The organism is Streptomyces sp. NPDC056480 (assembly GCF_042795405.1).
Lineage (GTDB): Bacteria > Actinomycetota > Actinomycetes > Streptomycetales > Streptomycetaceae > Streptomyces.
On record NZ_JBHTSA010000147.1, the window covers coordinates 1 to 18,316 of the forward strand.

An 18,316-nucleotide genomic window follows, 5' to 3' on the forward strand; every position below is an offset into this window, starting at 1 on the left:
CCGCCGGGGGACACCCCGGCGGCCGTCGTGCCGTCGTCAGCCCGCCGCGCGGACCGCCGCCGTCGCCTTGCGGGCCGCGATCAGGACCGGGTCCCACACCGGCGAGAACGGCGGCGCGTAGCCCAGGTCCAGGGCCGTCATCCGCTCCACCGTCATCCCCGCCGTCAGCGCCACGGCCGCGATGTCCACCCGCTTCGCCGCGCCCTCCCGGCCCACGATCTGCACCCCGAGCAGCCGGCCCGTGCGCCGCTCGGCCAGCATCTTCACCGTCATCGCCGCGGCCCCCGGGTAGTACCCGGCCCGGCTCGTCGACTCCACGGTCACCGTCACGTACCGCAGTCCCACCTCCCGCGCGTCCTTCTCCCGCAGGCCGGTCCGGGCGAGCTCCAGGTCGCAGACCTTGGACACCGCCGTGCCCACGACCCCCGGGAACGTCGCGTAGTCGCCGCCGACGTTGGACCCGATGACCTGGCCGTGCTTGTTCGCGTGCGTCCCCAGCGGCACGTACCGCTCGCGGCCCGAGACCAGGTCCAGGACCTCCACGCAGTCACCGCCCGCCCAGATGTCCTCGTGGCCGCGGACCCGCATCGCCAGATCGGTGAGCAGCCCGCCGTGCGCTCCCAGGGGCAGCCCCGCCGCGCGGGCGAGCGTGGTCTCCGGCACCACACCCATGCCCAGGACGACCACGTCCGCCGGATACTCGGCCTCGTCCGTCGCCACCGCCCTGACCCGGCCGTCCTCACCGGTGAGGACCTTCGTGACCTCGGCCGATGCGACCGTCGTGATCCCCAGACCGTCCATCGCCCGGTGCACCAGACGCCCCATGTCCGGGTCGAGGGTCGCCATCGGCTGCTCGCCCCGGTGCAGGACCGTCACCTCGTAGCCCCGGTTGAGGAGCGCCTCGGCCATCTCCACGCCGATGTAACCCGCGCCGACGACGACCGCCCGGCGCCCCGGCGTCGCGTCGAGCGAGTCGAGGAGCGCCTGCCCGTCGTCGAGGGTCTGCACCCCGTGCACCCCGGGGGCGTCGATCCCCGGCAGCGCCGGCCGCTTGGGCCGGGCGCCCGTCGCGACCACCAGCTTGTCGAAGCCCGTCCAGGTCTCCGTACCGGCCTCCAGGTCCCGTGCGAGGACCCGGCGGCCGGCCACGTCGATCGCCGTCACCTCCGTCCGCATCCGCAGGTCGATGGCGCGCGCCCGGTGTTCCTCGGGGGAGCGCGCGATCAGCTCGTCGCGCGTGGCGACGTCACCGCCGACCCAGTACGGGATGCCGCAGGCCGAGTACGAGGAGAAGTGACCGCGCTCGAACGCGACGATCTCCAGTTCCTCCGGCCCCTTGAGCCTGCGCGCCTGCGACGCGGCGGACATCCCCGCCGCGTCGCCACCGATGACCACCAGTCGTTCGCTCATGGGGACAGCGTATTTTTCCCGCTCACTCGCCGGGCGCCTCCGGGGGTACGGGGGCTCCCGCGGCGTTGCGGCGGGCGGCGGGGACGGCGGGCGGGGTCTCCGGCAGGGCCTCCGGGCGGGCGTCCGCGCGCCCGGCGCGGCGGGGGCGGACGACGTGGCGCCACACGAGGTAGACGATCAGGGCCACGGCCAGCCACGGCGCCAGGGCCGCGAGCACGACGACGGCCCAGGAGACCGCGCCGACCAGGGCGTTCCAGCCGCCGCTCAGGGCGTCACCGAAACCGGGGCGGCCGTCCTCCTCGTTCTCCTCCGCCCGCGGCTTCTCCTTCTGCGAGAGCTCCAGGGTGATCGTCGCCAGCGACGTCTTGTCCTTCAGGGAGGACTGCTGGGCAAGGAGCGACTCCAGGTCCGCCTGGCGGCGGCTGAGTTCGCCCTCCAGGGTCACCACGTCGGTCAGCTTCTCGGCCCGCTCCATCAGGGCCCGCACCCGCGCCACGCTCGCGCGCTGGGTGGCGATCCGGCTCTCCACGTCCACCACCTGCTCGGTGACGTCCTTGGCGTCGGCCTTGCGGGCCAGCAGCTTCCCCGTGCCGGCGAGTTCGGAGAGGACGGAGTCGTACCGCTCCTGCGGCACGCGCAGCACGACGCGGGAGACGACGTACCCGTCGTCGAGCCGCTCCGTCGACTCGTTCTCGACGTGCCCGCCCGCGCCGGCCGTCACATCGCGGGCCGTGACCAGGGCCTTCGTCACATCGCCGACCTCCACCGAGAGCGAGGCCGTACGGATGACGTGCTGCTGCGCGGGTGCCTTCGAGGGCGCGGACGGGGCCTTCTCGGCACCCGATCCCGCGTAGCCGTCCGCGGCGCCCCGCTCCGCCGCTCCCTTGGCGTCCGCGGGCGCCGCCGCGCTCAGGTCCCGCTTGGAGTCCCCGGCCGTGTCGCCGCCCGCTCCGCAGCCGGTCAGCACCAGCGCCGCGGTGAGCAGGACGCCGCCCGCCGCCGCCCGTGTTCTCGCCGTCGTACGTGAGCTCCGCATCGAGTCCCCCCAGGGGTGGTAGGTGTCGCCGGTTCGACGTACCAGCCCACCGATCGGGTTGCCCTCCGGCGGTAGCGATGCGGTCACGGTCCGGCCTCGGAACGGGAGCGGGCGCGAGAGGGAGCCTCGGAACCGGAGCCGATGGGCGATTTGAGAGAGTGGTCCCATGAACGCGGACACCACGGGACACCGAACCGGGCCTCATGCCGTCGTCGTCGGAGGCGGGATCGCCGGACTCGCCGCCGCCCACCGGCTGGCCGTCGCCGGCCACCGGGTGACCCTCCTCGAAGCGGGACCGCGGCTCGGCGGCAAGCTGCTCGCCGGGGAGATCGCGGGCGCCCCCGTGGACCTCGGCGCCGAGTCGCTGCTCGCCCGCCGCCCCGAGGCGGTCGCCCTCGCCCGGGCCGTCGGGCTCGGCGACCGGCTCCAGGCCCCCGGCACGACCACCGCGTCCGTCTGGTCCCGGGGCGAACTCGTCCCCATGCCCAAGGGCCATGTCATGGGCGTCCCCGGCGACGCCCACGCCGTCGACGGCCTGCTCTCCGCGGAGGGCGTGCGCCGGATCGGCCTCGACGCCGAACTGCCCCCGACCGAGATCGGCGACGACATCGCCATCGGCGCGTACGTCGCCGCCCGCATGGGTCACGAGGTCGTCGACCGGCTCGTGGAACCCCTCCTCGGCGGGGTGTACGCCGGTGACGCCTACCGCATCTCGATGAAGGCCGCCGTCCCCGCCCTCTTCGAGGCCGCCCGCACCCGGCCCACGCTCACCGCCGCGGTCCGCGCCGTCCAGCAGGCCGGGGCGGCCGTCCCCGCCGACGCTGCGGGCGCCGCCACCGGACTGGGCGGCTCCGTCTTCCTCGGAGTCGACGGCGGTGTCGGCACCCTGCCCGGCGCCGTCGCCGACGCGATCCGCGCCGCCGGCGGCGAGATCCTCACCGACGCCCCCGTGACCGGGCTCCGCCGCACCGGGGCCACCGGCTGGCAGGTCGTCAGCGGCGACCGGGTCCTCACCGCCGACGCCGTCGTCCTGGCCGCCCCCGCAGGGCCCGCCGCCGCGCTCCTCGCCCCGCACGCGCCGGCCGCCTCCGCCGAGCTCGACGCCGTCGCGTACGCCTCCATGGCCCTGGTCACACTGGCCTTCCGCCGCACCGACGTGCCCGCCCTGCCGGGCTCGGGGTTCCTCGTGCCGCCCGTCGACGGCCACACGATCAAGGCCTCCACCTTCTCCTCGCAGAAGTGGCGGTGGGTCGCCGACCGGGCCCCCGACCTGTTCGTGCTGCGGACCTCCGTCGGCCGCCACGGCGAGGAGGACCAGGTCCACCGCGAGGACGCCGATCTCGTCGCCGCCTCCCTCAAGGACCTCGCCGCCGCCACCGGGCTCTCCGCCCGGCCCGTCGCCACCACGGTCACCCGCTGGCTCGGCGGCCTGCCGCAGTACCCGGTCGGCCATCTCGCCCGCGTCGCCCGGGTCCGCGAGGCCGTCGCCGCCCTTCCCGGACTGCGCGTCGCGGGCGCCGCGTACGACGGCGTGGGCATCCCCGCCTGCATCGCCTCGGCCCATCGGGCGGCCGACGAGATCATCGCCACGTCGAAAAGGACCGACCCCGGTGCTGGGCACTCCCTGTGACGGGCGAGAATAGGCGTATGAGTGCGCCCGAAAAGATCCCGAACGCCGGTAAGAAGGCGAAGGACCTCAACGAGGTCATCCGCTACACCCTGTGGTCCGTCTTCAAGCTGCGCGACGTTCTCCCCGAGGACCGCGGCGGCTACGCCGACGAGGTCCAGGAGCTGTTCGACCAGCTCGCGGCCAAGGACATCACCGTCCGCGGCACGTACGACCTCTCCGGTCTGCGCGCCGACGCCGACGTCATGATCTGGTGGCACGCCGAGACGAGCGACGAGCTCCAGGAGGCGTACAACCTCTTCCGCCGCACCCGCCTGGGCCGCGCCCTGGAGCCGGTCTGGTCGAACATGGCGCTGCACCGCCCCGCCGAGTTCAACAAGTCGCACATCCCGGCCTTCCTGGCCGACGAGAACCCGCGCGACTACGTCTCGGTCTACCCCTTCGTGCGCTCCTACGACTGGTACCTGCTGCCGGACGAGGACCGCCGCCGGATGCTCGCCGACCACGGCAAGATGGCCCGTGGCTACCCGGACGTCCGCGCCAACACGGTCGCCTCCTTCTCCCTCGGCGACTACGAGTGGCTCCTCGCCTTCGAGGCCGACGAGCTGCACCGCATCGTGGACCTCATGCGTCACCTGCGCGCCTCCGAGGCGCGGATGCACGTCCGCGAAGAGGTCCCGTTCTACACCGGTCGCCGCAAGAGCGTCGCCGAGCTGGTGGCGGGCCTGGCCTGACGGCCGTTCGAAAACCTGGTGGTGGCCCGGCTCCCGGTCGGGCGCGCCACCCCTCGACCCGGAAGATCAGACGGCAGGCGTGACCATGGCCTGCCGCTCCAGCGACACCGGGTCCGGCTCCGGGTGCGGCGCGCATGACGCGCGCCGCACCGGCGTCATTTCCGGGACCCTTCCGCTCTCAGCCGCGGCCGCGCAGCGCCGCGCGCAGCTCCGGCTCCAGGACCGCGGGTCCGCGCGTCGCGAGGGCCGTCAGGGGATCGGTGGCCGAGAGCGCGGCGAGCAGCCGCTGCCCGGCCGGCGAGGCCCAGCGGGTGTACGGATAGACCTCGATCCGCCCGATCAGCAGACAGAGCCCCGTCGCGAGCAGCGGCAGCGCGAACCCGGCGAGGACCGGGGCCCGTTCGGCGGCCGGCACGAGCAGCACGGACACCGTCCCGAGTCCCAGGCTCAGCAGGAGACCCGCCCGCACCACCCGCAGCCCGGCGGCGACCTCCCGCCGGCCCGCGGCGGACACGGCGAGTCCCCGGGCAACGAGCCGCTCCGCGAGCAGATGTACGGAGTCGGCGGCGGCGACCAGCGGACGCACGGCGGGAATCGGTGCCTGCCCCTGAGGGCCCAGGGCACCGATCACGGCCCGCTCCAGCGGGTCCGCCGCGCAGGCGGCCGCGTCCACGACCGTCACCCAGCCGGTGCGGGCGAGCAGCAGCCGCCGTTCCCGGTGCATGGAGACGAGGGTGAGATCGGTGACCCGCAGCGGCCCGCCGGCGAGGTAGGCCGCCTCGCCCACGGTGAGTTCGGGCGTGCCCGCGGCGGGCTCGTCACCGTGTGCCGGCCGGGCCGCCGCGAGCGTCGCCCGGCAGAGCCGCGCACAGCCGACACCGGCCACCACACACGCCACGAGCAGCAACGGAACCCAGACCATGACCGAGTTGTACGGGAGGCGGGGCGGGCCCGCCACTCGAACGGCCGATCAGCTGCTGGAGCTGGAACAGGAACTCCCGCTGGAACTGGAGCTGGAGCACGAACTCCCGCTGGAACTGGAGCAGGAGCTTCCGCTGGAGCACGAGCTTCCGCCCCCGCCCCAACCGGAGCCGCCCCCGGAGCAGGACCCGGACGAGCACGACGAACCGGAGCCGCCGCCCGAGCAGGAGCCACCGCCCCCGCCGCCGCACGCACTGGTCCCCGCACACCACACGGTGGCCGCCGCGAAGTCGTCGTCCGCGCCCGAGGAACCGTAGTGGTGCTGTGCCACGGGACGCCGGCCGCCGCGTCGGCGCCGCCGGGGCGGCCCGTGGATCCGGGCCGCGGCCGCCAACTGCTCCCGCAGCACCGGATCGGGCAGCGCCCGGAGCCCGTGCAGGGCCACCAGCAGACCGGCGTCGGCGAGACGGGCGTGGTCCCGTCCGTACGCGAGGACCGCGCGCCGCCCGGCCGGGGTGATCTGCCGGGAGGTGAGCGACCCGCAGACGATGGCCGTGACCATGGTGGCGAGCAGGATCGGCACCACCTTGAAGACGAACGGGACCGGCATCCCCGATGCGGTGTCCAGGGTCGTCGCGAAGTCCACGACCGTGAGGACGATCGACACGGGGAAGAGCGCGAAGGTCGTGACGGCGGCCACGCCGCACCACCGGGCCGTGGCGCGCCGGGTCGCCGGATCGACGACGAGACCGCGCACCGCGAGCCCGTCGCCGATCTCCTGGACCGCCGGGTGCCGCATGACGGCCGTCCGCAGGTGGTGCAGGGCCCCGTGCGGGGCGGCGGCGTGCGCCTCGAGCACGGCCCGCTCCACCGGGTCGTGCGCGACGGGACGGACGACGGCCACGATGCCGGGGCCGCCGATCGCCAGCCTGCCGTCCGCCTGCAGGGCGCTCAGGGCGGTGTCGACGACCCTGGCGGGGCCGCCGTTGAGGAAGGCGGCCTCGTACCGGTCGTGGACCGGTCCGCCGGGTCCGCCGCGGGTCCGGACGACCCGGGTGACGAGCAGCGTGACGACGGTGACGCCGGCGATGTAGTAGAGCGCGACCAGGACGTTCACGAGCACCTCACTTCCGTACCAGTGCGTGCCGGGCGGCCCGTACGAACCGGGTGGCCCGGCCCGGCGGGCGGCTGCCCGAACGGTCCTGCCACCACTCCGTGAGCCGTCGCCTGGCCGCCGGATCCTCCGGCCGCCCGGCGACGAGGAGGTGCTCGGCGAAGTCGAGCGCGTCGCGGCGGTAGCCGCCGGTCATGGGCCGGGACCTGGCGTACGCGAGGAACGCCGGCCGGTAGTCCCTGCCCAGGATCTCGGGGAGCTCCGGCGCCACCTTCGCGACGACCCCGGCCCGCTTGGCCGCGAGCGCCCGGCTCTGCACGCCGAGCCGCCGGCTGTCGAACCCCTCGGGCACGGGAGTCCCGGCGACGAGCGCGGACAGCAGAGCGGCCTGGGCGACGGCGACGCGCTGCCGCGCGCCGGGCGCGGGCGTGGGGGCGCTCTCCGGAACGGGAGCCACGGGTACGACCGGGGTGACGCCGGGCATCGGCCCACCGGAGACCCGCGCCCCGGCGCCGATGAGCAGCGTCGCCCGGGGCGCGGTCCTCGACGAGAGGGCGCCGTGCTGGTGGGCCGTGCCCACGGCCTCCGCCCCCGAGGGTCCCCCCGGACGGAGCCCGGGGGAGGAGCGCGGGCCCACGGCGGTGATCGTCCTGCGGATCGCCCGCAGCTCGTCGGCCAGCTCCTCCGCGGGCGGGAAGTCGTCGTCCCGCTCCAGCAGCACGCCCGGCGGCGCGACCCGCGAGGCGAGGTCCGCCAGGACGTCGAGGACCGCGCCCGGCACGGGATGCGCGTGCGTGTCGTGCCAGACCCCGTCCCGCTCGACACCACCCGCCACGTGCACGTACGCGATGGCCTCCACCGGCAGCTCCGACAGGGCCCGCGCCGGGTCCTCGCCGCGGTTGACGTGGTTGGTGTGCAGATTGGCGACGTCGATGAGGAGCCGTACCCCCGTACGCTCCACCAGCTCCGCCAGGAAGCGCCCCTCCGACATCTCCTCGCCCGGCCACGAGACGAGCGCCGCGATGTTCTCCAGGGCGAGCGGTACGGGCAGCGCGTCCTGCGCGATCCGTACGTTCTCGCAGAGCACGTCGAGCGCGTCCCAGGTCCTGGGTACGGGAAGCAGATGGCCCGCTTCGAGCTGCGGGGTCGCGGTGAGCGGCCCCCCGGCCCGGACGAACGCGATGTGTTCCGTGACCAGCGGCGCCCCCAGCGCCACCGCCTTCTCGCCGAGCGCGGCGAGCCGCGCCGGGTCGGGGCGGTCCGCGCCCCCGAGCCCCAGCGAGACGCCGTGCGGCACGACGGTGACGCCGCGCTCGCGCAGCCGCGTCAGGGAGTCGGGCAGATGGTCGGCGCAGAGGTTCTCCGCGACGACCTCCACCCAGTCGATTCCGGACAGCCCCTCCACCGCGTCAGCGATCTCGGGACGCCAGCCGATGCCGATGCCGAGTTCCGTCATGTCCCCCTCCTTCGGTCCTCAGTCACCCACGTGATGGCCCCGGCGGGAGCGTTCGAATCCCAGGAGGGTCACGTTCAGAGGTTGATTTGAGGTTCCGTTCGGTCACGGCGAACGGAGGGGGCGCAGGGGGCGGACGGCTACGGTCGCGGCAGCCGCAGCGCCGTGGCGAAGCGGTCGCTTCCCTCGGCCACCACGGTGGGGCCGGGGGCGATCTCCGTGAAGCCCGCGTCCCGGACCAGAGGGAGACCGCTCGCCGTCAGGGCGGGCCACTCCCCGGCCGTCGCGGTGCGGACCGCGAGCGGGAAGCCGGCCTCGTGCCAGGCCTTCCGGTCGGCGTCCCCCATCGCCCACCACAGCAACTGAGCCCCGTGCCCGGCCTGGGCCATCGTCTTGCCCGCCGACATGTCGAGCTCCGGGTTGATCCACAGCACCACCGCGCCCTCCGGTACGGGTCCGGGCGCGGCCGGGTCGTCGAGGTCGGTGCCCGAGACCTGGAGCTTGGCCAGTTCCTTGGGCCAGCCGTCGAGCGGGACCGGCGGGAAGACCCGTACCTCCGCCTCCAGGCCGTCGACCGTGATCCCCGGAAGCGCGCCCGCGCGCCGCCACTCCGCGCCGCGCGCCCGGCGCACCACCTTGCGGATCCTGGCGTCCTCCCAGTCGGTCATGGCCTGCGCCCACTCGCCCTCGCCGAGCGAGCGGTCGTCGGTGAGGATCTCCAGGACGGCGCGCGCGGCGGTCTCCAGGGCGTCGGTACGGGACGGCGGCGCGTCCCGTTCGATCCGTACGACCAACGGCAGGACGAACTGGGGCTTCTCATCGCGAAGATCGGTCTCATTGCTGCTCACCGGGCAAGTCTGCCACTGCCGTCACAAGCGATTCTTGTAGGAATGAGAAGTTCCGGGCCAGGATGCCCCTCATGAAGAGTGATCTTTTTAGCGGCGAACACCTCGCCGAGACCGCAGATTTTCCGGGGATGACCCTCCAGAACGCCAAATCGGTCAAGTACACCGTCAACGGCGAGATGCACGCCCGTCAGGGATCGATGATCGCCTTCCGCGGCAACCTCCAGTTCGAACGCAAGGGCCAGGGCATCGGCGGCCTGCTCAAGCGGGCCGTCACCGGCGAGGGCCTGGCCCTGATGGCCGTGCGCGGCCAGGGCGAGGCGTGGTTCGCGCACGAGGCCCAGAACTGCTTCATCGTCGAGATCGAGCAGGGCGACGCGTTCTCGGTCAACGGCCGCAACGTGCTCTGCTTCGACTCCACCCTCCACTACGAGATCAAGACCGTGAAGGGCGCCGGCATGACCAGCGGCGGCCTCTTCAACTCCGTCTTCTCCGGCTACGGCAAGGTCGCCCTCATGTGCGAGGGCAATCCCATCGTCATCCCCGTCACGCCGCAGGCGCCGGTGTTCGTCGACACCGACGCCGTGGTCGGCTGGAGCGAGCAGCTGCACACCTCGCTGCACCGCTCGCAGTCCGTCGGCTCGATGATCCGCGGCGGCTCCGGTGAGGCGGTGCAGCTCAAGCTGGAGGGCCAGGGCTTCGTGGTCGTCCGGCCCAGCGAGCTGACCCCGCAGAAGACCTCGAATTGAGGCTGGAGCGGGTCGGGCGCCGCCACGGCCTCCGGGGGCCGTGGGTCCTCCGCGAGGTCGACCTCGACCTGCCCGCCGGGACCCTCGTCCGGGTCGTCGGCACGAACGGCACCGGGAAGTCGACCCTGCTCCGGCTCGTCGCCGGCGTCGACGCGCCCACCGCGGGGCGGGTCACGGGCCGCCCGCCGCGAACGGCGTACGTGCCCGAACGCTTCCCTGCCGCGCTGCCCTTCACGGCCGTCGACTATCTGGTCCACCTGGGGCGGATCCAGGGTCTCGGCACGGCGGCGGCGCGGGCCGGTGCGGGGGAGTGGCTGGAGCGCTTCGGGGCGGGCGAGCACGCCCGTACGGCCATGGCGGAGCTCTCCAAGGGCACGAGCCAGAAGGTCGCCGTGGCCCAGGCCTTCCTCGCCGACCCGTCCCTCCTGGTCCTCGACGAGGCCTGGACCGGCCTCGACACGGGCGCGCGTGCGGAACTGGACGCGGCGGTCCGCTCACGCCGGGCGGCCGGCGGAACGGTCGTCTTCGTCGACCACGACCCGCGCCGGCTGGAGGGGGAGCCGTCCGCGGTGTACGAGGTGCGGGACGGCCGGGTCAGGGAGGCCGCGGACCTGGTCGCCCCGATCCAGGAGCCCGTCGCCCCGATCCCGGCCTCGGTCGGCCCCGCCTCGGCTTCGGTCGCCCGCCCCGCCTCGGCCTCGGTCGGCCCCGCCTCGGCTTCGGTCGCCCGCCCCGCCTCGAGCCCGGTCGGTCACTCCGCCTCGGGTCCCGTCCGTGCGGGCGTCGGGCCGTGGCCGCGCGTGCGGATCATCGTCTCCGGGGGCCCGCACGCCCTTCCGCCCCCGGAGCGACTTCCCGGTCACCCCGTCGTCGCACCCGGACCCGACGGCGACGGCACCACCGTCCTCACCGTCGGCGCCGGCCACTCCGACGCCCTGCTGAGCGCGCTCCTCGCCGCCTCCCGGCACATCCACCACCTCGGCTCCGAAGGCGTACGCGAATGACGGCGCTCCTGCGCTACCAGACCGGCCTGCTGCTCCGCTCGCAGCGCTGGCTCGCCCCGCTCCTCCTGTACGCGGCCTTCCTCGCCGTCGGCGTCAACGCGGGCGAGCCCGTCCTCGGCGGCCTCGGCCTCGCCGCCGCCGCGCTGCTCCCCGTCACCGCCTGGTCCGTACGGATCTGCGTCACGCAGGAGCCGTCCGCCGCCCGGAACGTCGTCGCGGCCGCGGCCGGCCGGGGCCGCGCGCACCTCGCGGCGCTCGTCACCGGGACCGGCCTGCCCGCCCTCGTCGGCGCGGTCGCGGTCCTCGCGGTGACGGCGACCGGCGACCGGCGCGGTGTCACCGTGCCCGCCGCCGTGACCACGGGGCTCCTTGCGGCGCTGGCCTGCGCCCTGACGGGCGCCGCCGTCGGCGCGCTGGCGTCCCGCCCCTTCGTCCGGGCCCCCGGCTGGTCCGTCGCGGCCCTGGTCCTGGGCTCGCTGTTCGGGCTGGTGACCACCGGCTCCCCGGCGAAGCACGCGATGACGGCCCTGATCACCGGCGCCCGCACGGCGACCGCCGATCCGCCGTGGCTCGCCTGCGGGGGCGCGGTGCTCCTCGCGGCGGCGTGCGCGGCCCTCGCGTGCGGGGCGACGGCGCGCCTGGAGTGAGTACGCTCGAAGGCATGAACGACACGACCGAGTCCGCCGCGTCCACGTCGTACCGCGCCACCCCGGAGGCCGGTGGCCCGAAGCCCGAACCGGCCACCGGGGGCCCGTTCGCCGCCTGTGTGCTGTGCCAGGAGCCGACCGAGTACCCGGAGTCCACGAAGGGCATCACCCTGTGCCCGGTCTGCGAGTGGCGGGAAGCCGAGCGCACGGCCTGCTCGGGCTAGGGGGTGTCTAGGGCCGTCGTCCGCGCATCAGCTCCGAGACCTTCACGAAGCGGTAGCCGCGGGCCCGGAGTTCCGGGACGATGCGCCGGATCGCCTGCTCCGTGACCGGGGCCGCGCTGCGTGTGCAGTGCATGACCACCAGGGAGCCCGGCTTCACGCCGTCGAGGACCTGCTCGGCCACCGCGTCCGCGTCCTGCGCGAAGGCGTCGCCGCTGACCACGTCCCACTGGACCGCCGTCACCCCGGCCGGGGCGAGCGCGCGGAGGGCCGCGTCGTCGTAGCAGCCGCCGGGGAAGCGGAAGTACGGGACGACGTTCACCGCCCCGGCGTCGCGGAACGCGTCGAAGGCCCGCTGGACGTCGTCGGCCATGTCGGGCGTGGAGACGGTCGGGAGGCCGTAGCAGGGGGACGCGAAGGCGTAGTGGCTGTAGGAGTGGTTCGCGATCTCGAAGCGCGGGTCGCGGCCGATGGACTTCGCCTGGTCCGGGTACTCCTCCGCCCAGCGGCCCGTCATGAACACGGTCGCGTCCACCTTGAACCGGCGCAGGGTCTCGATGAGCTGCGGATTGTCGAAACGCTCGCCCTGCGCGGCCCGTGGTCCCTGATCGGCCGTCATGTCGGCGTCGAAGGTGAGCGCGACGACCTTCTCCGCGCCCTTCGCCCGGTGCGTGTACACGGGGGTGAGGCCGCCGGGCCCCGGAGCCATGGTGGGCGGTGCGGCGGGGACGCGCGCGGGCTTGGGACCCGCCGCCGCGCTCGCCCGGGGCGACGGGCTGGTGACGGCGGCCGGTTCCTTCGCCGGCGGGGCCGGGGGCGTTGCGACGGTTTCCCGGCCACAGCCGACGAGGACGGCGCCCAGAAGTCCGAGCGCCGCCAGGTTTCGTACAGAAGTGTTCACGATCGGAAGTTAACCGATCAAAGTGGCTCAGGCGTGCAACGCGGCAACGGCAGCACCCCGCGCCGCTCACGTGGCCAGGAGCCGCCTCCGGCTCTCCTCGACGTCGAAGTCCCCCGGCGGGTACTTCGGGTCCAGCGCCTCCAGGTGTTCGAGGAGCAGCTTGCTGATCGCCCAGTTCCGGTACCACTTGCGGTCCGCCGGGACCAGGTACCAGGGGGCCTCGTCCGTCGTGCAGCGTCTCAGGGCGATCTCGTACGCCTCCTGGTACGCGGGCCACATGCCGCGCTCCTCGATGTCGCCCACGTTGAACTTCCAGTGCTTCTCCGGGTTGTCCAGACGCTCCAGCAGGCGCCTGCGCTGTGCCTCGTACGAGATGTGCAGGAAGACCTTGACGACCGTCACGCCGTCGTCGGCGAGGGACTTCTCGAAGCGGTTGATCTGGCCGTACCGGCGGCCGAGCTGCGAGCGCGGGACCAGCTCCCGTACGCGGGCGATGAGCACGTCCTCGTAGTGCGAGCGGCCGAAGATGCCGATCTCGCCCGGACGGGGGAGCGCCTTCATGATCCGCCAGAGGAACGGGTGGTTCTGCTCCTCCGGCGTCGGGGCCTTGAAGGCGTGGATGCGGCAGCCGGAGGGGTTGAAGAGGCCGATGACGTGCTTGACGGTGCCGCCCTTGCCGCTGGTGTCCATTCCCTGGAGGACCAGGAGCACCCGTCGGCGGTCCCCGGCCGTGCTCGCCGCGTACAGGCGTTCCTGCAGGTCGGCGAGGCGCGGAGCGAGGGCGGCGGTGGCGGCGAGACCGGCCGCCTTGTCGGCGGGGCCGCCCGGGGTCGCGGCGGCGTCGTACGTGGTGAGATCGATGCGCTCGCCCTCGGGGACGCGCAGCAGCTCCCGCAGCGGAGCGGGCCGGGGCGTGCCCTTCTCCTTCTTCCCGCCGTCTTTCCTGCCGTCTTTGCTGCCTTCCTTCTTGGCGTCCCTCTTCCCGTCCTTCTTCGCCACCTCGTGCCCCTTCCGCCGCGCCGCGCGTCCGTCCTCCCCCGATCCTGCGACGGAACCCGGCCGCCCGCGAGTGCGCGCGGCCGGGCGCCGTCTCAGCTCAGCACCACGGGCCGGTCACCGCGAACGTCGTTCCCGGCGTGTAGCAGTTGACGTACATGGTTCCCCGGTCGGGCGAGAAGGTGACGCCCGCGAACTCGCCCCACTCCGGCGTCTCGGGCGTGCCGATGTTCTGCGCGCCCCGGGCGAGCGCGTACACCTCGCCCCGCTCGCTCACCCCGAAGACGTGCTGCGCCCCGTCGCCGTCCTCGCAGACCATCAGGCCCCCGCTGGGCGCCAGGCAGATGTTGTCCGGGGACTCGCCGGGGAGCTGGATGTCGGTGTCCGGGCCGAAGACGACGACGAGGGTGAGCCGGCGCCGGTGCGGCTCGTACTTCCAGACCTGGCCGAAGTGCGTCGCGCCGGAACCGTCCTTCACGCGGGCGAAGGAGGAGACGAAGTACACCGCCCGGCCGCCCCAGTAGCAGCCCTCCAGCTTCTGGGCGTGCGTGATGCCCCGGGGGCCGAAGTCCTGGAACCTGATGGGGGTTTCCGCCGCCTGCGGGTCCGGTACGGGGACCCACTCGATCCCCTCGAAGCGGGTGCCGGCCTCCTGGATCACCGAGAGGTCGGCGACGCCCGGAACCCGCATGGCCTCCAGGGCGCCGCCCGCGCGCAGCGAGCCGGTGCCGCCGAGCGGCCGGTGGGGGAGGAAGCGGTAGAAGAGGCCGAAGGGGCGCTCGAAGGCGTCCTCCGTCTCGTAGACGATGCCGCTCGTCGGGTCGATCGCGATCGCCTCGTGCTGGAAGCGGCCCATCGCGGTGAGCGGCACGGCTCCGGTGCGGTGCGGGTCGGCCCCGTCGACCTCGAAGATGAAGCCGTGGTCCTTGGTGTAGCCGTTCGTCCCGGCTTTGTCCTCGGTCTCCTCGCAGGTCAGCCAGGTACGCCAGGGGGTGGGTCCGCCCGCGCAGTTGACGGCCGTACCGGCGATGGCGACCCGCTCGCCGAGGACGTTGTTCCGGCCGTCGAGTTCCAGGGCCGTACAGCCGCCCTTGCCGGCCGGGTCGTACGTCAGGCCGGGGACGGTCGGGACGCCGATCTTGCCGGTGACCCGGTTCTCGTGGTTGCGCACGAGGTGCACCCGGCCGCGGCGGCCGGCGAAGGCGCCCATGCCGTCGGGGTTGCCGGGGACGAGGCCCTCGCCGGAGCGGAGCGGATCGCCCTGCCGGGAGAGGACCTCGTAACGGAAGCCGGCCGGGAGGTCGAGGAGACCCTCGGGGTCGGGGATCAGGGGGCCGTAGCCGGCCCGGCCCGTGTGGCCGCCGGTCGCGGCGCTCGCGCTGCCGGCGAAGAGTTCGGAGAGGGCGCCGGTGAAGGCGATCCCGGCGGCGGTGGCGCCGGTGCGGGACAGGATCTGACGTCGTGTTGCGGACATGAGGCAACCCACTTTCCTGTTGGCGGACAGGCGTGTGATGTGACGTGTGACCCGCATGTGTGTATCACGCCGTGTGGTGACACGTGAACATGCGGGCCACAAGTTCCTCATGTGGCGCGAGAGGTGAGGTGGCGTCAGGCCAGCTCGGCCGTGAGGGTGATCGTCGTGCCCGTGAGCGCCTGGCTGACCGGGCAGTTCTTCTTCGCGTCCTCGGCCAGCGCCTGGAACTGGTCCGCGTCCAGGCCGGGGACCTCGCCGCGCACGGTCAGGTGGATGCCGGTGATGCCCTCGCCCGGCTGGAAGGTGACGTCGGCCTTGGTCTCCAGGCGGGTCGGCGGGTTGCCCGCCTTGGCCAGGCCGTTGGAGAAGGCCATGGAGAAGCAGGAGGAGTGCGCGGCCGCGATGAGCTCCTCGGGGCTCGTCTTCCCGTTGGGCTCCTCGGAGCGGGCCGGCCAGGAGACGTCGTACGAGCCGAGGCCGGAGGAGTCGAGGGTGACGACACCCGAACCCTTGAGGAGGTCGCCCTGCCAGACGGTGTGGGCGTGACGCACGGTGGCCATGGTGGATCCCTTTCGATCGGGTAGGGCCACCAACCTACTGCGCGACCAGCCCCTTGGCGTCGCGGGCGAGCGCGGTGAGCCGGGAGATCGCCCGGAAGTACTTCTTGCGGTACCCGCCGTTCAGCATCTCGTCGCTGAACAGCCGGTCGAACGGCAGCCCGGAGGCGAGCACGGGTATCTCGCGGTCGTACAGCCGGTCGGCCAGGACGACGAGCCGGAGGGCCGTCGACTGGTCCGGGACGGGCTGGACGTCGGTGAGGCAGACCGCGGTGAGGTCGTCGGTGAGCGCGCCGTACCGGCTCGGGTGAACCCTGGCCAGGTGTTCGAGCAGGTGCGGGAAGTCGTCGAGGGAGGCGCCCGGCGTCGCGTACGCCGCCGCCGTGACGACCTGGTCGGAGTACGGGGACGGAGCCTCGGGCAGCCCGCGGTGGCGGTAGTCCTCGCCGTCGATCCGCAGCGGTTGGAAGTGGGCCGAGAGGCCCTGGATCTCGCGCAGGAAGTCGGCGGCGGCGAAGCGGCCCTCGCCGAGCTTGCCGGGGAGCGTGTTGGAGGTGGCGGCGAGCGCCACGCCCGACTCGACCAGCTTGCCGAGCAGGCTGGAGACGAGGACGGTGTCGCCCGGGTCGTCGAGCTCGAACTCGTCGATGCAGAGGAGACGGTGCCCGCCGAGGGTCTTCACGGTCTGCTGGAAGCCCAGCGCGCCGACCAGGTTGGTCAGCTCGACGAAGGTGCCGAAGGCCTTCAGCGCGGGCTCGGCGGGGGTCGCGTGCCAGAGCGAGGCGAGCAGGTGGGTCTTGCCGACTCCGTATCCGCCGTCCAGGTAGACCCCGCGCGGTCCGGTGGGGGCGGCCGGCTTCCGGGCGAACCAGCGGCGCTTCCCGGCACCGGAGGCGTGCGCCCCGCCCAGGCCCCCGGCGAAGGTGCTCAGGGCCTTGACGGCGTCCGTCTGGCTGGGCTGGTTCGGGTCGGGGAGGTACGTGTCGAACCGTACGGAGTCGAAGCGCGGCGGTGGCACCATCTCCGCGACGAGTCGGTCGGCGGGGACGTGGGGCTCTCGGGAGCAGAGCGAGAGCGGGGCCGCTGAGGTGGATGCGGCTTCGGAGAGGGCACGGGTCGACACAGTTCCCCACTGTAAGCGCCATGTCAGACTCGACGGATGCGACGCCTGTTCCCTGTGACGGACATGACAGCCCACGAGACCGAGGCGGGAGCCGACCGGGAGTGGTCGCTCGACGAGCTCGCCGACGCCTACGCGTACCCGGAGCTCCCCGAGGGGGAGGGTGCCTGGCTGCGGGCCAACATGGTCTCCTCGCTCGACGGGGCCGGGCAGCACGACGGGCGCTCCCAGCCGCTCTCCTCCGAGACCGACATGCGGATCTTCGGCACCCTGCGGGCTCTCGCGGACGTGGTCGTCGTCGGTGCGGAAACGGTACGGCTGGAGGGTTACCGCCCGGCACGCGCGCGTGAGGCCTTCGCGGCCCGCCGTGCCGCGGCCGGACAGGGGCCGGCCCCGGTGATCGCCGTGGTCAGCGCCTCGCTCAACCTGGACTTCTCGCTTCCGCTCTTCACCGGACCGCTGGTGCCGACCCTGGTCCTCACGGGCGCCGCCGCGCCCGCCGAGCGGGTGCGGGCCGCGCGGGAGGCGGGAGCCGAGGTGCTGGTGGCGGGTGACGGCGCCGGGGTGGAGCCGGTCCGCGCGAAGGCGGTGCTCGCGGAGCGCGGACTCCGGCGGCAGCTGACCGAGGGCGGGCCCCGGCTGCTCGGCCAGTTCGTGGCCGCGGAGGTCCTCGACGAACTGTGTCTGTCGGTCTCGCCGACGATGACGGCGGGTGACGCCCAGCGGATCGCCGGGGGCCCTGCCGTGGCCGTCCCGACACGCTTCGCCGTGGCTTCGCTGCTGGAGCAGGACGGCTTCCTCTTCACCCGCTACCGTCGGATCTGACAATCGGCGGAATTTGTCGTTCCGCTTACCGTCCGCTGGGCACACTTACTGTCGCAGACCCCGTGCGGGCACGGGGAAGGATGGTTTCCGCAGAAGGGCTCCTGAGGTGTTCACAAGCGTTCTGATGATCGAGAAGCCCCTGACGTCCGTCGACGTGGAGTTCGTCACCACCCTGCACGGCGACGAGGGCGTGTCCTTCATCGTTCTGATGCAGCCGCGTGGTGACCAGGCCGATGTACTGCTGCGTGCCATCGACGACGTGGCCATGGGCGAACTGAAGGAAGCCGCCCGCGAGGGCGACGAACCCGAGGGCAAGGAGGCCAGGCGCCCCGCCGAGCTGGCCCTGGAGCACTCGCTCCGGGCGCTGAGAGACGCCGGCTGCGAAGCGGTCGGCCAGGTCGTCGAGGACCACCCGCTCACCAAGATGAAGGCGGTGGTCGAGGAGTCGGAGGCGGACGAGGTGATCGTGCTGACCGCCCCGCACTACGTGGAGGAGTTCTTCCACCGTGACTGGGCCTCCCGGGCCCGCCACAAGGTGGGGGTCCCCGTCCTCAAGCTCTTCGCCCACAGCGAGGAAGCGGCCGAGTAGCCGGGCGGCGCAGCCGACGAGCCGCGCAGCAGCCCAGCAGCCGTACCGTCGAGCCGTCGTACGGTCGCCCGTGGCCGCGCCCCGTGCAGGGGG

At 73.6% G+C, this 18,316-nt stretch carries 19 protein-coding genes; 8 read left to right on the forward strand and 11 right to left on the reverse strand.

Features of this window, described 5'->3' with window-relative positions:
• Positions 1-36: 36 nt before the first annotated feature.
• Both ACFQ79_RS36150 and ACFQ79_RS36155 read right to left on the reverse strand, forming a co-directional pair.
• The gene (locus ACFQ79_RS36150; protein ID WP_383591409.1) at positions 37-1,410 is read right to left on the reverse strand and encodes an FAD-dependent oxidoreductase; all 1,374 of its coding nucleotides are present in this window, start codon (positions 1,408-1,410) and stop codon (positions 37-39) included.
• Between the two features lie 22 nt (positions 1,411-1,432).
• The gene (locus tag ACFQ79_RS36155) at positions 1,433-2,446 is read right to left on the reverse strand and encodes a DUF4349 domain-containing protein (RefSeq protein WP_383591412.1); all 1,014 of its coding nucleotides are present in this window, start codon (positions 2,444-2,446) and stop codon (positions 1,433-1,435) included.
• A 166-nt stretch (positions 2,447-2,612) separates the two neighbouring features.
• On the opposite strand from ACFQ79_RS36155, the gene hemG reads away from it, so the two are divergent.
• Positions 2,613-4,076: a protoporphyrinogen oxidase gene (hemG, locus tag ACFQ79_RS36160; protein WP_383591415.1), complete on the forward strand. Its 1,464-nt coding sequence runs from the start codon at positions 2,613-2,615 to the stop codon at positions 4,074-4,076.
• A gap of 17 nt (positions 4,077-4,093) precedes the next feature.
• Positions 4,094-4,807, forward strand: coding sequence for a hydrogen peroxide-dependent heme synthase (gene hemQ / locus ACFQ79_RS36165; protein WP_030322961.1), 714 nt, complete (start codon positions 4,094-4,096; stop codon positions 4,805-4,807).
• A 178-nt stretch (positions 4,808-4,985) separates the two neighbouring features.
• Here the strand turns inward: hemQ and ACFQ79_RS36170 are convergent, their stop codons facing one another.
• From ACFQ79_RS36170 to ACFQ79_RS36185, 4 genes are all read right to left on the reverse strand, one after another.
• Entirely contained in the window at positions 4,986-5,729 is a 744-nt protein-coding gene (locus ACFQ79_RS36170; RefSeq protein ID WP_383591418.1) for a TIGR04222 domain-containing membrane protein, read from the reverse strand.
• Between the two features lie 48 nt (positions 5,730-5,777).
• The gene (locus ACFQ79_RS36175; RefSeq protein ID WP_383591421.1) at positions 5,778-6,851 is read right to left on the reverse strand and encodes a TIGR04222 domain-containing membrane protein; all 1,074 of its coding nucleotides are present in this window, start codon (positions 6,849-6,851) and stop codon (positions 5,778-5,780) included.
• Between the two features lies 1 nt (position 6,852).
• On the reverse strand, positions 6,853-8,298 hold the full coding sequence (locus tag ACFQ79_RS36180) for a DUF692 family multinuclear iron-containing protein (RefSeq protein ID WP_383591424.1): 1,446 nt from the start codon (positions 8,296-8,298) through the stop codon (positions 6,853-6,855).
• Between the two features lie 137 nt (positions 8,299-8,435).
• Positions 8,436-9,143 carry a peptidyl-tRNA hydrolase gene (locus tag ACFQ79_RS36185; RefSeq protein ID WP_383591427.1) on the reverse strand — a complete coding sequence of 236 codons (708 nt, stop codon included), beginning with the start codon at positions 9,141-9,143 and terminating at the stop codon, positions 8,436-8,438.
• A gap of 71 nt (positions 9,144-9,214) precedes the next feature.
• Between ACFQ79_RS36185 and ACFQ79_RS36190 the strand changes: the two genes are divergently transcribed.
• Genes ACFQ79_RS36190 through ACFQ79_RS36205 form a run of 4 tightly spaced genes read left to right on the forward strand, consistent with a single transcriptional unit; the run spans position 9,215 to position 11,764 of the window.
• Entirely contained in the window at positions 9,215-9,889 is a 675-nt protein-coding gene (locus ACFQ79_RS36190) for an AIM24 family protein (RefSeq protein ID WP_383591430.1), read from the forward strand.
• Complete coding sequence (locus tag ACFQ79_RS36195; protein WP_383591432.1) at positions 9,886-10,893, forward strand: ATP-binding cassette domain-containing protein; 1,008 nt, start codon at positions 9,886-9,888, stop codon at positions 10,891-10,893. Before ACFQ79_RS36190 ends, ACFQ79_RS36195 begins: the two co-directional genes overlap by 4 nt.
• Complete coding sequence (locus tag ACFQ79_RS36200) at positions 10,890-11,540, forward strand: ABC transporter (RefSeq protein WP_383591435.1); 651 nt, start codon at positions 10,890-10,892, stop codon at positions 11,538-11,540. Before ACFQ79_RS36195 ends, ACFQ79_RS36200 begins: the two co-directional genes overlap by 4 nt.
• Before the next feature lie 14 nt (positions 11,541-11,554).
• Entirely contained in the window at positions 11,555-11,764 is a 210-nt protein-coding gene (locus ACFQ79_RS36205; RefSeq protein WP_383591438.1) for a hypothetical protein, read from the forward strand.
• A gap of 7 nt (positions 11,765-11,771) precedes the next feature.
• On the opposite strand, the gene ACFQ79_RS36210 is transcribed toward ACFQ79_RS36205, so the two are convergent.
• The 5 genes from ACFQ79_RS36210 to zapE form a co-directional block, all read right to left on the reverse strand.
• The gene (locus ACFQ79_RS36210; RefSeq protein ID WP_383591441.1) at positions 11,772-12,662 is read right to left on the reverse strand and encodes a polysaccharide deacetylase family protein; all 891 of its coding nucleotides are present in this window, start codon (positions 12,660-12,662) and stop codon (positions 11,772-11,774) included.
• Positions 12,663-12,728: 66 nt separating this feature from the next.
• Complete coding sequence (locus ACFQ79_RS36215) at positions 12,729-13,661, reverse strand: PPK2 family polyphosphate kinase (protein ID WP_383591444.1); 933 nt, start codon at positions 13,659-13,661, stop codon at positions 12,729-12,731.
• 97 nt (positions 13,662-13,758) lie between these two features.
• Positions 13,759-15,132, reverse strand: a complete 1,374-nt coding sequence (locus tag ACFQ79_RS36220) for an alkaline phosphatase PhoX (RefSeq protein WP_383591447.1) — start codon at positions 15,130-15,132, stop codon at positions 13,759-13,761.
• Positions 15,133-15,266: 134 nt separating this feature from the next.
• Positions 15,267-15,692: an OsmC family protein gene (locus tag ACFQ79_RS36225; RefSeq protein WP_073906653.1), complete on the reverse strand. Its 426-nt coding sequence runs from the start codon at positions 15,690-15,692 to the stop codon at positions 15,267-15,269.
• A gap of 34 nt (positions 15,693-15,726) precedes the next feature.
• Complete coding sequence (gene zapE, locus ACFQ79_RS36230) at positions 15,727-16,812, reverse strand: cell division protein ZapE (RefSeq protein ID WP_383591451.1); 1,086 nt, start codon at positions 16,810-16,812, stop codon at positions 15,727-15,729.
• Positions 16,813-16,848: 36 nt separating this feature from the next.
• Here zapE and ACFQ79_RS36235 point away from each other — a divergent pair, with 36 nt between their 5' ends.
• Both ACFQ79_RS36235 and ACFQ79_RS36240 read left to right on the forward strand, forming a co-directional pair.
• The gene (locus tag ACFQ79_RS36235; RefSeq protein ID WP_383591454.1) at positions 16,849-17,634 is read left to right on the forward strand and encodes a pyrimidine reductase family protein; all 786 of its coding nucleotides are present in this window, start codon (positions 16,849-16,851) and stop codon (positions 17,632-17,634) included.
• 106 nt (positions 17,635-17,740) lie between these two features.
• A complete protein-coding gene (locus ACFQ79_RS36240; RefSeq protein ID WP_209497377.1) occupies positions 17,741-18,223 on the forward strand; it encodes an indole-3-glycerol phosphate synthase in 483 nt (160 codons plus the stop codon).
• Positions 18,224-18,316: the final 93 nt, after the last annotated feature.